The following is a 14617-nucleotide window of genomic DNA, read 5'->3' as shown; positions in this document are numbered from 1 at the left end:
GAAGCGCCACGAGGGCGCATTGCGGGTCGGTGTGTCAGTTGGGCCGCGGCTGTCGGCGTATGTTGGTCAGAAAAGTTCGACGTCTCCGCCACGCTGCGGCATCGGCTGTTCGCGAACGGGTGCGCGGGCCTCGCCCAGCAGGTGCAGCTGCACCCGACCGATGACGGGCCAGAACCGGATGCGCCGCGCCTGCGTGCCGCAGAGGTCGCTGGCGATCAGCGGAATGCCCTCGTCCTGCAGGAAGCGGCGGGCGGCATCGGCATTGCGCTGGCCGATGTCGGGCAGGCCGGCCATCATCCGTGCGCCGCCGAACAGCTTGGCGCGCAGGCGGCTGCGCACGGCGCCGCGGCGCATCAGCCCGTTCACCAGAACTTCCATTGCGGCGGCGGCATAGCGGATGTCGGGGCCGCCCGGGCCCGCATCGGGCAGCAGAAAATGGTTCAGCCCGCCGATGCCCCGGTCCGCATCCATGATGCAGGCCGACACGCAGGACCCCAGGACGGTGGTCAGGATCGCGTCAGGATCGTCGCTGATGGCATGTTCGCCCTGAACGACATGGATGACGCGCGTCGCGGCATCGCGGATCATGACAGCCTCCGCAGGCGGGCGGGTTCCCGCGTCAGAAGCGTCTGGCCGATACGCGTGAGGGGCAGCACGTCAACCGCACCGCCCAGCTCCACCGCGACGCGCGGCATGCCCCAGACGACGGATGTGGCACGGTCCTGGGCGATCGTGTGCGCCCCGGCCCGACGCAGCGCGCACAGCCCCTGCGCGCCGTCGGCCCCCATCCCCGTCAGCAGCGCGGCACGGATGTCCAGACGATCGGCAATCGCGGCACCGTCGGAGAACAGCACGTCCACGGACGGACGGTGCCCGGATACGGGTGGGGTCGCGGACAGACGCGCGCGGGGTCCGCCCCGCAGGGTCACGCCCAGATGCCTGTCAGGCGCGGCGGCCAGATAGACGACGCCCCGCCGCAGGGGCATGTTGTCCTGCGCCGCGACGACCTGCGGCGCCAGCAGTTGATCCAGCCGGCGGATCAGCCCTTCGGCAAAGCCTGGGCGAATATGCTGCACGATCATCGTCGGTGGACAGTCGGCGCGAAATCCGGCCAGAACGGCCTCCAACGCGGTGATTCCGCCGGTCGAGGCGCCCAGCAGGATCAGCCCGGCCGCCGCGTCCGTGGGTGGTACGGGGTCTGCGGCACGGATCGGTGCGGCGCGGGCGGGCTCAAGCCCACCGAACAGGCGCGACAGCATCTGTTCCGGGCTGGACATCACCGGATATCCGCCCGCCGGCACACGCATCTGACCATAGATGACCACGCCCGCGTCGATCATTGTCAGGATGTCCGCCAATGCGTCGAATTCGATCGATTCGGCGAATTCGGCGGCCACGGCCACGCGGCGCGGGAGGTGCAGTTCGATCAGCACATAGGCCTCGCCGGGCGTGGTGGCGCCCAGCACGGTCACACCGCCCTGTTCCTCGCATCGGCGCAGCAGGGCGGTCAGGCGGGCGGGGTTCGGGTCAACGATCAGCAGGACCGGATTCGACACAGGGACACTCCTGGATGGGTCAGGGGACCATCGCCGGGAAAGATTAAAATATCGTTTCCCGTGAGAGACTTGCCGGACGCGAAATTAATCCATGGCAGCAATGGTTCCTTAACTCATGGCTGTTAGCGATGGGGACGCCGACGACAATACGAGGTAGTTGAGATGCATGCCCTGCCCCTGCCCGAGACGTTCGACCGCAAGGCCGTCTCTGCCTTTGCCCGCACCCTGCTGGACCATCGGGGCGCGGATGCGGTCCTGGATGCGTCCGGGGTCGCGCGCATGGGCACCCTTGCGGTCGAGCTGCTGATCGCAGCGCGCAAGCAGTGGCAGGCCGACGGCAAGACGCTGTCGATCCGTGACGCCTCGGACCCGTTTCTGACCACGATCCAGGCTGTCGGCGCCTCGGTCCAGCTTCTTCAAACCGGGGGACCCGCATGACGACCCGTATCCTGGCAGTCGACGATTCGCCGACAATCCGCGCGCTTGTGTCCAAGGCCCTGCGCAATGCGGGCTTTGACGTGTTCCTGGCCGTGGACGGCGTGGACGGCGTCGGCGCGCTGAGCGAGGCCGATCCGCATCTGATCATCACCGACATCAACATGCCGCGCATGGACGGCTTCGGCCTGATCGAGAACGTCCGCGCGACCGGCGCCTATGCCGACGTGCCCATCCTGGTCTTGACCACCGAAAGCGGCGCTGACCTGAAGGCGCGCGCCCGCAGCGCGGGGGCCACCGGCTGGATCGTAAAACCCTTCGAGGATGAGCGTCTGATCGCCGTCATCGACAAGGTCCTGGGGCGCTGACGATGGCTGACATGGACGAATTCCGCGACATGTTCTTCGTCGAATGCGACGAGCTGCTCGAGGTGCTGGCCACCGGCCTGCGCCAGATCGAGCAGCTCGGCTTCGACGTGGAAACGGTGCATGCCGTGTTCCGCGCCGTGCATTCGGTCAAGGGGGGCGCTGCCGCCTTCGGCCTGACCACGCTGGTCACCTTTGCGCACCGCTTCGAGACTGTCCTGGACCTGGTCCGGTCGGACCGGCTGGACGTGACGCCCCAGATCATGGCGCTGCTGCACCGCTGTTCGGACTGCCTGACGGATCTGGTCGCCAGCGCCCGGTCGGGCCGCGATACCGATCAGGCCCAGGTCGACGGGCTGATGACCGAATTGGCGGCCCTGATCGACACGGAAACCCCCGAGGAGACCGCGTTCGAGTTCACGCCGATCTCGCTGGACTTCGATGTGCCCCTGTCCTTCGATCCGATCCCGCCACCGGCGTCGGGCCTGCTGGTCCAGATGACGCCCACCTTTCAGCTGTACCGTTCGGGCAACGATCCGATGGCCCTGCTGAACGCCCTGCGCAAGCTGGGCGATGCGGACGTCGACGTGGACTGCGGCGCGGTCGCTCTGCTGGAGGACTGGTCGCCCGAACAGCCCGCGCTGTCGTGGCGGGTCCGACTGAGCGGCGCGGCAAGCCAGCCCGATGTCATGTCCGTGTTCGAGTTCGTCGAGGATTGCTGCGCGCTGACGGTCCGCCCGCTGACCGAGGACGACCTGCCCGCGCCCACCCCCGAACCCTCAGCCGCGCCTGCAGACACCGCCCCCGTCGCCCAGATCGTCCGCGATGCCCCCACCACCGCCGCGCCGCGCGCGGTCCAGCAACAGGACAGCGCCCAGGCCGCACCGACCATCCGCGTGGCGCTGGACCGTGTCGATCGTCTGATGAACATGATCGGCGAACTGGTCATCAAGGAGGCGATGCTTTCCCAGGTGATCCAGACGGCGGGCCTGCACGAACAGCCCGACGTCGTCGCCGGTCTGGATGCGATCCGGCAATTGGCAAGCGACATCCAGGAAAGCGTGATGGCGATCCGGGCGCAACCGCTGAAGCTGGTGTTCCAGCGCATGCACCGCATCCTGCGCGAGGCGGCTGACGCCACCGGCAAGCCCGTCCGCATGATCACCATCGGCGAGCAGACCGAGGTCGACAAGACCATGATCGAACGCCTGGTCGAACCGCTGACGCACATGATCCGCAACTCGGTCGATCATGGGCTGGAGGACAGCGTGACGCGCCAGCGTCGCGGCAAGCCGCAGGAAGGCACGATCACCCTGTCGGCCGCCCATCGGTCCGGTCGCGTCCAGATCGAGGTGTCGGACGATGGCGGCGGCATCAACCGTGCCAAGGTCCGCCAGATCGCCGAGGATCGCGGCCTGATCGCGCCCGGCGCAAACCTGTCGCCCGCCGAGATCGATCAGCTGCTGTTCCTGCCAGGCTTCTCCTCCAAGGACGAGGTGTCGGCCCTGTCCGGTCGCGGCGTCGGCCTGGACGTGGTGCGCCGCGAGATCATGAACCTGGGCGGCCGCGTGATGATCCAGTCGACCGAGGGTCAGGGCACGACCTTCTCGATCGCGCTGCCGCTGACGCTGGCGGTCGTCGAGGGGATGCTGATCCAGCTGGGCGACCAGACGATGGTCCTGCCGATCACCGCGGTCCAGGAAACGCTGCGCCCCGAGAACACGATGCTGCACGGCGTGGGCCACGGATCGCAGCTGCTGTCCAATCGCGGAGAGCTGATCCCGATCATCGACCTGTGCACCAGCTTCGGCGTCACCCGGCCCGCGGAGGGTCCCGACACCGGCGTGCTGATCGTGGTCGAGACCGACAGCCGCAGGCGCGCAGCCTTCCGGGTCGACGCGATCTTCGATCAGCGGCAGGTGGTGATCAAAAGCCTGGAGCAGAACTATGGCCGCGTGCCGGGCGTGTCGGCCGCCACGATCCTGGGCGACGGAAAGATCGCCCTGATCATCGATCCCGAAGAAATCCTTCTTTCCATGTCCAACGACCAGGGCCGCCGCATGGCCGCCATGGCATCGAACGGGTGACGCATGCTGCAATCCATCTCGCATAATTCCGTCGGCAAAAGCGACGTCGTGGCCTTCAAGCTGGCCGACCAGGACTTCTGCATCGACATCGGGCTGGTCCGCGAAATTCGTGGCTGGACCCCAACGACCATGCTGCCCCACGCGCCTGACTACGTCAAAGGCGTGATCAACCTGCGCGGATCGGTCGTGACGGTCGTCGACCTGTCGGCGCGGCTCGGCTTCGGCGCCGCGACGCCGTCCCACCGCCATGTCGTCATCATCGCGATGCATGCCGGGCGGATCGTGGGGCTGCTGGCGGACCTGGTGTCCGACATCCTGCCCATCAACGACGATCACATCCAGGCGGTGCCCGACATTGCGTCGAACCCCGCGCGCGAGTTCATCGTCGGCATGATCACGTTGGAAGACGGACGCATCCTGCGCAAGATCGACCTGGCGCAGCTGCTGCCCGCGGCCCACGGGGTCGACGCGTGAGAACGGCACCCCTTTCGGCCCCCACACCAGCGGGGCCGGTCCTGACCGATGGACAATTCCGCAAGATTGCCGCGATCGTGCATCAGGACAGCGGCATCATCCTGTCGGAGTCCAAACGCAGCCTGCTGATGGCGCGCTTGAACCGCCGCCTGCGGGTCCTGACGCTGCCCGATTACGGTGCTTATTGCGACCGTCTGGAAGGGCCTGAAGGTCCACAGGAACGCCGCCACCTGCTGTCGGCCATCACGACGAACGTCACGGCCTTCTTCCGCGAGGGTCACCATTTCCAGGCCTTGGCGCATGAGGTCCTGCCCCCGCTGATCGCCCAGGCCCGCGCCGGACGGCGGCTGCGGCTGTGGTCCGCGGCCTCCTCCTCGGGCGAGGAACCCTATTCGATGGCCGTGACGCTGCTGGACGCGTTTCCCGATGCGGCGCAGCATGACGTTCTGATCCTGGCCACCGACATCGACCCCGAGATGGTGGACCGCGCCCAGCAGGGCCGCTTTGCAGCCGATGCGCTGGCCCCGGTCCCGCCTGCGCAGGTCAAGCGGTACTTCCAGCCCCATGCCGCGGGCTTCGAGGCCAAACCTGAAGTCCGGCGCATCATGCGGTTCGGCGAACTGAACCTGCATGACGACTGGCCATTTTCCGGCAAGTTCGACGTGATCTTCTGCCGCAACACCGCGATCTATTTCGACAGTGCCGCGCGCCAGCGCCTGTGGCTGCGCTTCGGTGGCGCCCTGAACGAGGGCGGCGCGCTGTTCATCGGTCATTCGGAACGGCTGGACGGCCCGGCCGCGGGCCTGTTCGCCGCAACAGGCACAACCCAATACCGGCGCAATGCGACGCCGGCCTCTGCCAAGACGTGAAAGGGACAACATGGCACTGAAATCGAACCTTCATGTGATGGTGGTGGACGACATGACCATCAGCCGATCGCTGATCGAACAGGCGCTGGACTGGGCCGGCCTGGTCAACGTCCAGTACGAGGCGAACGGAGAGACGGCGTTCCGCAGGCTGGCCGCGGCTCCGGTTCATCTGGTCATTTCGGATTACAACATGCCCGGAATGGACGGCCTTGGCCTGCTGGAGGCGCTGCGTCAGAATCCCAGCACCCAGCGCATCGGTTTCATCCTGATCACCGGCACCGCCACGCGCGAGATGATCGAGCGGGGCCAGCGCGCCGGCATGAACAACTTCATCGCCAAGCCCTTCACCAAGGAGGCGTTGCTGCGCTGCATCGAATCGGTGACGGGCAAGCTGCAATGACGGCGACGCCCGATCCTTGCCTGAACGCGACCCTGCATCGCGCCGCCGCCGAGGCGCATCGCATCGCCCAAGGCCTGGGGCGGATCGATGCCGCCTTGGGCGCGATGCTGCAGGTGACCGATGCGGCGGCCCAGTCGCTGCAGGCCGCCGACCTGCTGCGTCAGGAGGTCGAGGGGCTGTCGCGGTTTCTGGGCGTGCTGGCGCAGCAGACCCCGCCGGGGCAGCCCTGCAACCCAGGCCAAGCCGCGGCTGGCCTGGATCTGCGGGCGCAGGCCGTTCGCCTTGGCGGGATGGCGCCGGCGGCCGACAGTACCCCGACAGTCGACCTGTGGTAGCGGATGCGGCGGTACCTACACGTTCATGGGATATACTTGACATAAATAATAAACAATAATAACCCACGCCTTGCCAGCATCTGCCAGCCTCGTGATCCCACGGCCCATGGCCGCACTCCGAGGCGCAGATGACCTTTTCCGACCCTTGCCTGTTGGCTGTCCGTCAACCTGAACAAGCGGGTCCGGGGGCCGGCACCCCGCACGATCCTTGCCCTACGTCCGACGCGCAGGGCATCGCCGATCTGGCCAGCCTGCGCGCCCTTCTGATCTGCGACAGGCGCGAGGTGGGCGGCGGGTGCGATCTGGTCCCGGTCGCCGGCGGCTGGCTAGAGGTCTTGACCGATGCGCCGATGGCATCGGGCCTGCCGCGCATCCGCGGGCTGATCCGGCACGGGCCGGACGGATCGCGCCCCATCGACCCGACCCTGGCGCTGTCGTTGATCCTGGACCGACTGACAGGCGATCACGGACCTGCAGGCGCCGCCTTGGCCCGTCGCGTGCAGGCCAGCCGTCATCGGATCGCCACGATCTGCGGACAGCGCCTGGCGCGGCCGCACCCCGCACCCGACTGGTTGACCGCCGAACAGGCGGTGATCTTTGGCCACTGGATGCATCCCTGCCCCAAGGCGTTGTCCGGCATGTCCCTGCCCGAGGAACGCGCGATGACCCCGGACTGGTGCGGCGCGTTGCACCTTGTCGGCCTGTCGGTCCGCAAAGACCTGATCGCAGGCACCGACCCTGACCGTGTGCGCGATCTGCCGGGCATGGATCTGGACCCCGGTCCCGGACGCATCCTGCTGCCCGCGCATCCGCTGACCTGGGACCGCGCCCGCCGCGATCCGGCCGTTGCCGCGCTGCTGTCGCAGGGTGCCATCCGCGAGCTGGGACCGGTGGGACCGGCATGGTGGGCGACATCCTCGGTGCGGACGTTGTGGCGCGGCGACAGCCCGTGGCAGGTCAAGGTGTCGCTGCCGGTCACCATCACCAACTCGCAGCGCGTGAACAAGCGTCACGAACTGCTGGCGGGCGCGGCGATGTCGGCCCGCATCGGCGCGCTGCAGGGGCGGTTCGGGCGGCTGCGGTTGATCGATGACCCGCATTGGCTGACCCTGGCCCTGCCCGGTCGCGCCGAATCCGGGCTGGAGGTGATCCTGCGCCGCAACCCTTGGCGCGGGGGACGCGGGGGGCAGGTGATGCAGGTCGCGGGCCTGGTCGCCGAACCCCTGCCGGGACGGCCGTCGATGCTGACGCAGGTCATGGCGGGACACGACCCGGCGGCATGGTTCGACGCCTATCTGGACTGCACCGTCGCCCCCCTGCTACGCCTGTATGACGCCACCGGCATCGCGGTCGAGGCACATCAGCAGAACGCCCTGCTGGACCTGTCCCAAGGTCTGCCGCGCCGCTGCGACATCCGCGACAACCAGGGCTTCTATGTGGCCGACGACATGGCCTGCGCCGCGTTGCGCGCCATTCCCAACCTGGTCTATCCGCGCGCCGAGGCAGAGGACGCCCTGACCTATTCGCTGATCGTGAACCAGGTGTTTGGCGTGGTCCACCGCATGGCGCTGGACGGAATCTGGCCAGAGCGGCGGGCGCTATCCGCGCTGGCAGCCCATCTTGGCGGTCTGACCCGCCTGCCGGGTCATGGCGGTGCCTTGGCCCGCCGCTGGCTGACGCAGCCGCATCTGCCCGCCAAGGGCAATCTGCTGACCCAGCTGGGCGGTGTGGACGAACTGCTGATCCCCGGGGAACGCGCACCGATGATCCGCGTGCCGAACCCCCTGCCCGCGCTGGCCCATGCCGGGATGCTGTCCGATGTCGCCTGAGACCCGCGCCCTGCGCCAGACGATAGAGGCTCTGGCGTTCGAACGCATCCTGCGCCCGGCGCAGGGCGGCTGGACGGTGGACGGCCTGGCCATCCAGGCGCCATATCGCCTGCAGGCCAGCGGCCGTGTCAGGCTGTTGGACGACCCGCGCGATGCCACCGGCGGATTGCTGAAACCGGACGACCTGGAACGCGCGCTGGCCAGGGCCGGCCACGATCCCGCGGCGCTGATGACCGCCATGCGGCGCAGCGCGCATTTCCTGCGCGCGGCGGGGCCGGTTCGCGACAACCGCCTGTCGCTGACCGGCCCGGCGCTGGAGGCGAGCCTGATCGAGGGGCATCCGTATCATCCCGGCTTCAAGTCCCGCGCCGGGTTTTCGGACACTGACAATGCCGCCTTCGGCCCCGAAGGCGGCAGGACCATCGTGCCGGTCTGGCTGTCGGTCGACCCCGCAATCGTGACGCGTGCAGGAACGGACCCCGCGCAGGGCTGGGCGCCGCCGGGGGCCATCCCGGTCCACCCGTGGCAGTGGCGGCGCCTGCAACGTGACCCGGCGGTGCAGGCGCTGATGGCGCGCGGGGCCTTGAAGGTGCTGCCGGCGGAGGGGCCGCGGATGCAGGCCACGGCGTCGCTGCGGACATTGGCCGCCTGCGACGGGGGCGATCACCTGAAGCTGTCGCTTGGCGTGGGGGTGACCTCCTCGGTCCGCGACCTGATGCCGTGGTCGGTGGCGGTGGCGCCGGCCATATCGGACTGGCTGGAACGCGTGGTGGCGTCCGATCGGCACCTGGCCGGGCTGACGATCCTCCCGGAACATGGCGCGGCCATCGTCGCACGCAAGCTGCTGGGCGGCAGGCTGGCTGCGATCCGGCGCAGCCCCCCGCCCCCAGGTGCCATGCCCCTGTCGGCCCTGTCGCTGACCCAGCCGGACGGGCGCGCACTGATCGCGCCCTGGCTGGCCGCGCATGGCACCCAGGCGTGGACCGCGCGGCTGCTGACGATCCTGCAGCCCGTCTGGCGCCTGATGACCCATCACGGGATCGCGCTGGAGGCGCATGGCCAGAACCTGCTGATGACCCATGACGGCGGCTGGCCGACCGGGCTGGTGGCCCGCGATTTCAGCGAAAGCCTGGAGTACCTGCCGGACCGGCTGAGCCTGCCCGCCCCGGACCTTGCGGCCATCGAACCGGCGATGGCGGGGGCACCGGACGGCACCTATCACCGCATGGGCCGGGCCACCGACCTGCGCGATCTGGTGGCCGACTGTCTGGTTACCCACGTGCTGTCGGATCTGGCGGATCTGCTGCACCGCACCGGCCATCTGTCCGAAGCGATCTTCTGGCGGCTGGCCCGCGCCGCCCTGCCCCATGCTCCCAGCCTGTGCACCGACGCCGCGACGGTTCCGGCGGAGAGCCTGGCCGCGGGGCTGCTGGGCCGCACCGAAACCCACCCTGCGCCGAACCCGCTGAAGGAGCCCGCCATGACCCGCCTGTTCCACCTGAACGACACGCTGTTCGATCCGTTCGGCCCGGACGCCCCCGACCTGCTGGCCGGCCGCGACCCCGACCGCACGCGCATCGCACTGTTGATGACTGACCGCGCGGCCTGCCTGACACAGATCCTGCGCCTGCGGGATGCGGGCGCGTCCTGTCATCCGATCCACCCGGAAACGCCCCCCGATCAGGCGCGCGATCTGGCAAGGCGGGCGGGCTGCGACCTGATGATGACCGATACGGGTCTGCAGGGGTTGGGACAGGACGCGCCGCATGCGCCGGGTGGGGTGCTGATCCAGACCAGTTCGGGCACCACCGGCGCACCCAAGATCATCGCCCGCAGCTGGGCCGCCATCCAGACCGAGATCGACGCCTATCTGCAGGCCTTTCCGCAGGCGGCCGGGATGACGCCGGTGATCGCGGCCCCGATCACCCATTCCTATGGACTGATCGCCGGGGTGCTGGTCGGACAGGCACGGGGACATGCTCCGGTGGTGCTGGACCACGCCAACCCGCGCGCCATCCTGCGCCAGCTGGCCCAGTTCCGCGATCCGCTGATCTATGCCGCACCGCCGCTGCTGCATGTGCTGGCGCGGTTGGCCGGGGCGCAGGGGCTGCACGCGGTGATGTCGTCGGGGACGGTGCTGCCGCAGCCGTGGTTTGACGCGATCCGCTGCGCGGCGCGCCACTTGTTCCAGCAGTACGGCTGTTCCGAGGCGGGATGCCTGGCCATCGCCCAGAACCCCGACCGGCCCGAGGATATGGGCCTGCCCCTGCCGCATGTCCGCCTGCAGGCCGGACGGGACGCACCCGGCCCCGTCTCCGTCCATGCCGCAGGCGCGACGGTGCAGACCGGCGATCTGGGCGTGATCGACGCCCGCGGCCACCTGATCTTTGCCGGGCGCCAGGCCGAGGTGATCGATGTCGCGGGCCTGAACGTCTATCCCGCCCATATCGAGGCCGCGGCCCTGAGCCTGCCGGGCATCACCGACGCGGTGGCATTCGCCGTCCCGGACCCCGTCGCGCATCAGCGCCCGGCACTTGCCTATTCCGGCGACATCGCCGAGGCGCGGCTGGATGCCCATCTGGCGGCCCTGCTGTCGCCGCGCCAGCGGCCGGTGCGTCTGGTCCGCCTGCCCGCCCTGCCGCGTGGCGCGAACGGCAAGATCGCCCGCCGCGCCCTGGCCGAAACCCTGTCGGAGGCCCCCGCATGACCGACCCCCGCCCCATCCCCGCCCCACAGGACATGCAGGACCGCATCCGCGCGATCCTGGCCGGTCCTATGGCTTGCCCGCGCATGGCGGCCTTTGGTCCCGACGCGCGGGTTGGCCATGACCTGGGCCTGGATTCGGTCGCCCTGATGACGCTGATGCTGCACCTGGACGAGGCGGGCATCACCATGGCCGAGGATACGTTCGACCGCGCCCCCGGAATGACCGTGCAGGCGCTTTCGATGGCGCTGGCGGGCGTGACCCCCGCGCCCGATGAACCTGTCGACATCAAGGTCCATTGCGTCGTCAGCTGCCTGTGCCAGGCGCTGAAGGACCGCGGCGGGATCGACCACCGCCCGCTGTATCTGGGCCTGTGGGACGGGCAGGTGATCGTCGACGACAGGATGCGCCTGTCCTATCACGCGCCGGGGATCGATCACGGCTTCTATCTGCATTGGGCTGGTCGCCTGTTCGGCCTGCAGGTGACGCGTTGGCATGAGGATGCCGCGCCGGGCGCGCGGAACCTGGACCACCTGCACGCGCTGCTGGCCGATTGGCGGCCCGGCCGCTACGTCATGCCGATGGTCGACATGGCGCTGCTGCCGCAGCGCGACAACAAGTTCGCCCAGGCCAGCTTTCCCCACTATGCTCTGCTGGAGCCCACGGCGGACCCCGACACCTGGCTGATGCGCGACCCGGATTTCCGGTGGGAGGGGCCGCTGCCCGCCCGCGACCTGCGGGCGGCATTCCTGGCGCCGACCGTGGCCGGTGGCTTTGCCTTCGACAATGCGGACGCGCATCCCGCGGACGACGCCACCATCGCCGCGATGCACCACGCGACCTTCGACGCGCAGGCCGTGCCGCTGATCGACGCGATCCGCCGCATCGTGCAGGCCCATGTCGCCGACCTGCCGCGCGCCGATCTGGAACCCGCGCTGCGCGAACTGCCAGTCATTGCAATCCGCAAATACGCCTATGAGCACGCGCTGGCGATCTTCGGCGACATCGAGGGCGCCGATCACGACGCGTTCGAGGAATGCTGCAACCGGATCGCGGCGCTGCATGGCGGGCTGAACGCGGCCCATCTGCGCGCGGTGGCCTTTGCCCGCGGCGGCGACGGCGACGATCTGCTGCAGGTGCTGGCCGATCTGGACCGGCTGACCATGCTGGAACGGGGCATCAAGGCCACCGTGGGCCAGTGGTTCGACCGCTGGCAGGGGGCGCGCGCATGAGGATCAATGCCTGTTCCGTGGCCTTCCGCCACTTGGACGTGACCGCCCGCGACTTGGCCCGCTATGTCGGCCGCGAGGGGTTCGACGGGCTGGAGATCTGGGCCCCGCATGCCCGCACGTTGGCCGTCGAATGGCGTGACCTGCCGCAGCGTCCCCCGGTGCCGATGCTGGCGGGCTATCTGCCCCTGGGCACTGCCTGTTTCAGCCGCGCCGACGCGGCCGACCTGCTGGACCTGACCCGGACCTGGGGCGCGCCACGGCTGCGGCTGTTCGCGGGAGGCGTGGGGCGCGATCAAGCGGGGGCGGACCAGCGCCGCGCGATCCTGCGCGACCTGGGCACGACGGCCGACATGGCCCATGACCGCGGCCTGCGCATCGCGGTCGAGACGCATCCGCAGACCCTGGCCGACAGCCTGCCCGCGACCTTGGACCTGCTGGATACGCTGGACCATCCCGCGGTCGGCGTGAACTTCGACGTGCTGCATGTGTGGGAGTCGGGGGTCGACCCCGTGCCTGCATTCACGGCGCTGCGCGAACATGTCGATCACCTGCACCTGAAATCCGTGACCGCGCGCGACCGCCTGTCGGTCTTTCACCCGGACAACGTCCACGATCCGCGCGGCAGCCGGGACGGCATGTGCCCGCTGCTGACGGGTGCCGTCGATTATGCGGCGTTCCTGCGCGTGGTGCCGACGGGGATGGGTGCGTCGCTGGAATGGTTCGGCCCAAAGCCCGCGGCGACCATGGCGGCCGATCTGCGCGCGTTGCGGCGCGACCTGCTGGACCGCGCGGCGTGAGGGGACGCGGAATCCACCTCCGCCCCCCTTTTCATCCCCGGTCATATCCCTATGCTTGCCGCCAAGAAAAGGTAGGGTAACGTCATGGCGCGATCGGGACTGGATTACGGCGGAATGATGCATCGCGCGATGCAGGGGCTGATCGCCGAGGTGCTGCGCCAGGTCGCCCGCGACGGTCTGCCCGGAGAGCATCATTTCTTCATCACCTTCGACACCCGCGACGACGGTGTCGAGATGGCGGACTGGCTGCGCGAACGCTATCCCGAGGAGATGACCATCGTCATCCAGCACTGGTTCGACAACCTGACGATCCAGCCCGACCATTTCACCATCACGCTGAACTTCGGCAACCAGCCGGAGCCGCTGAAGATCCCGTTCGATGCGCTGCGTACCTTTGTGGACCCCTCCGTCGAATTCGGCCTGCGCTTCGAGACGCAGGACAGCGACGACGACGAGGATGAGGACGCCGAGGCCGACGCCGAATACCAGCTGGACGCCGAGGATGACGGCGACGACACGCCCCCGTCGGGCGGCGCCGATGTCGTGCGCCTGGACCGCTGGCGGAAATAGCGCCATGACCATGCGCGGCCTGTCGGCCTTTCCGATCACGCCGACCGACGCCGCGGGCCACCCCCTGCCCGCCGACCTGCGCCGCCTGATCCTGCGCCTTGCGCGGGCGGGCGTGGACAGCATCGGCGTGCTGGGATCGACGGGCGGCTATGCGTATCTGGAGGCCGACCAGCGCCGGGAGGTGCTGGAGACCGCGCTTGACGCCGCCGGCGGCAGGGTGCCGGTGATCGCGGGCGTGGGCGCGCTGCGCAGCGACACCTCGGCCGCGCTGGCGCGTCATGCGGCAGATGCGGGGGCGACGGGCCTGCTGTTGGCGCCGATGTCCTACACCCCCCTGACCGAGGATGAGGTCTTTGGGCATTTCAAAACTGTCGCAGGGGCGTCGGACCTGCCGATCTGCATCTACAACAATCCATCGACCACGCATTTCACCTTTTCGCCCGTGCTGATCGCCCGGCTGGCGACGCTGCCGACCGTCACGGCGGTCAAGATGCCGCTGCCCGCGGGCGGGGACTTCGCGGGCCAGATCGCGGCCCTGCGCGCCGATCTGCCGCCCGATTTCGTCATCGGCTACAGCGGCGACTGGGGCTGTCCCGACGCGCTTCTGAACCATGCCGACGGCTGGTTCAGCGTGGCGGCGGGCTTGTGGCCCGACCAGACGCTGACCTTGGCCTGTGCCGCCCGTGCGGGCGACCGCCCCGAAACGGCCCGCTGGCAGGCGCGGTTCCAGCCGATGTGGGACCTGTTCCAGGCCCATGGCAGCCTGCGGGTCGTTCATGCCTGCGCCCGGCTGATGGATCTGACCGACGCGCAGCCGCCCCGACCGATCCTGCCCCTGCCCGACGCGCTGACCCCGCGCCTGCGCGCGGCGATGCATGCGCTGGACGACTGAAGGCGCTGTTTGCGCCAGCATACCGTTGCATACGAATTGCGCCCGATGGCCCGGACCGCTACAACCCGCCAC

15 protein-coding genes are annotated in these 14617 nt (G+C 69.0%); 13 read left to right on the top strand and 2 right to left on the bottom strand.

The features are described 5' to 3' along the window. Positions 1 to 66: 66 nt before the first annotated feature. A complete protein-coding gene (locus FHD68_RS00305) occupies positions 67 to 588 on the bottom strand; it encodes a chemotaxis protein CheD (protein WP_127898850.1) in 522 nt (173 codons plus the stop codon). Then, positions 585 to 1556, bottom strand: a complete 972-nt coding sequence (locus FHD68_RS00300) for a CheB methylesterase domain-containing protein (RefSeq protein WP_127898851.1) — start codon at positions 1554 to 1556, stop codon at positions 585 to 587. The genes FHD68_RS00305 and FHD68_RS00300 overlap by 4 nt, the downstream gene beginning before the upstream one ends. Before the next feature lie 162 nt (positions 1557 to 1718). Between FHD68_RS00300 and FHD68_RS00295 the strand changes: the two genes are divergently transcribed. From FHD68_RS00295 to FHD68_RS00240, 13 genes are all read left to right on the top strand, one after another. Next, positions 1719 to 1994: an STAS domain-containing protein gene (locus tag FHD68_RS00295; protein ID WP_042250649.1), complete on the top strand. Its 276-nt coding sequence runs from the start codon at positions 1719 to 1721 to the stop codon at positions 1992 to 1994. Next, entirely contained in the window at positions 1991 to 2359 is a 369-nt protein-coding gene (locus FHD68_RS00290; RefSeq protein WP_127898852.1) for a response regulator, read from the top strand. Before FHD68_RS00295 ends, FHD68_RS00290 begins: the two co-directional genes overlap by 4 nt. Positions 2360 to 2361: 2 nt before the next feature. After that, positions 2362 to 4443, top strand: coding sequence for a chemotaxis protein CheA (locus FHD68_RS00285; protein ID WP_127898853.1), 2082 nt, complete (start codon positions 2362 to 2364; stop codon positions 4441 to 4443). Positions 4444 to 4446: 3 nt separating this feature from the next. Further along, on the top strand, positions 4447 to 4917 hold the full coding sequence (locus FHD68_RS00280) for a chemotaxis protein CheW (RefSeq protein WP_042250654.1): 471 nt from the start codon (positions 4447 to 4449) through the stop codon (positions 4915 to 4917). After that, entirely contained in the window at positions 4914 to 5786 is an 873-nt protein-coding gene (locus FHD68_RS00275; RefSeq protein ID WP_240542435.1) for a CheR family methyltransferase, read from the top strand. The genes FHD68_RS00280 and FHD68_RS00275 overlap by 4 nt, the downstream gene beginning before the upstream one ends. 10 nt (positions 5787 to 5796) lie before the next feature. Further along, positions 5797 to 6186, top strand: coding sequence for a response regulator (locus tag FHD68_RS00270; RefSeq protein ID WP_045998843.1), 390 nt, complete (start codon positions 5797 to 5799; stop codon positions 6184 to 6186). Beyond that, a complete protein-coding gene (locus FHD68_RS00265) occupies positions 6183 to 6521 on the top strand; it encodes a hypothetical protein (RefSeq protein WP_127898854.1) in 339 nt (112 codons plus the stop codon). The genes FHD68_RS00270 and FHD68_RS00265 overlap by 4 nt, the downstream gene beginning before the upstream one ends. 152 nt (positions 6522 to 6673) lie before the next feature. Then, positions 6674 to 8350, top strand: coding sequence for an IucA/IucC family protein (locus FHD68_RS00260; RefSeq protein WP_167550346.1), 1677 nt, complete (start codon positions 6674 to 6676; stop codon positions 8348 to 8350). After that, positions 8340 to 11057, top strand: coding sequence for an IucA/IucC family protein (locus tag FHD68_RS00255; RefSeq protein ID WP_164871444.1), 2718 nt, complete (start codon positions 8340 to 8342; stop codon positions 11055 to 11057). Before FHD68_RS00260 ends, FHD68_RS00255 begins: the two co-directional genes overlap by 11 nt. Then, the gene (locus FHD68_RS18850) at positions 11054 to 12286 is read left to right on the top strand and encodes a DUF6005 family protein (protein WP_164871445.1); all 1233 of its coding nucleotides are present in this window, start codon (positions 11054 to 11056) and stop codon (positions 12284 to 12286) included. Before FHD68_RS00255 ends, FHD68_RS18850 begins: the two co-directional genes overlap by 4 nt. After that, a complete protein-coding gene (locus FHD68_RS00250; RefSeq protein ID WP_164871446.1) occupies positions 12283 to 13083 on the top strand; it encodes a sugar phosphate isomerase/epimerase family protein in 801 nt (266 codons plus the stop codon). The genes FHD68_RS18850 and FHD68_RS00250 overlap by 4 nt, the downstream gene beginning before the upstream one ends. Before the next feature lie 84 nt (positions 13084 to 13167). Next, complete coding sequence (locus FHD68_RS00245) at positions 13168 to 13653, top strand: SspB family protein (protein WP_045998839.1); 486 nt, start codon at positions 13168 to 13170, stop codon at positions 13651 to 13653. A gap of 4 nt (positions 13654 to 13657) precedes the next feature. Then, positions 13658 to 14545 (top strand): dihydrodipicolinate synthase family protein, encoded by an 888-nt coding sequence (locus tag FHD68_RS00240; RefSeq protein WP_127898859.1) that lies wholly within the window; start codon positions 13658 to 13660, stop codon positions 14543 to 14545. The last annotated feature ends 72 nt before the right edge of the window (positions 14546 to 14617 follow it).

It is taken from the genome of Paracoccus marcusii, from assembly GCF_006151785.1.
GTDB classification, from domain to species: Bacteria; Pseudomonadota; Alphaproteobacteria; order Rhodobacterales; family Rhodobacteraceae; genus Paracoccus; species Paracoccus marcusii.
This window is presented reverse-complemented; position numbering and strand designations above follow the sequence as displayed.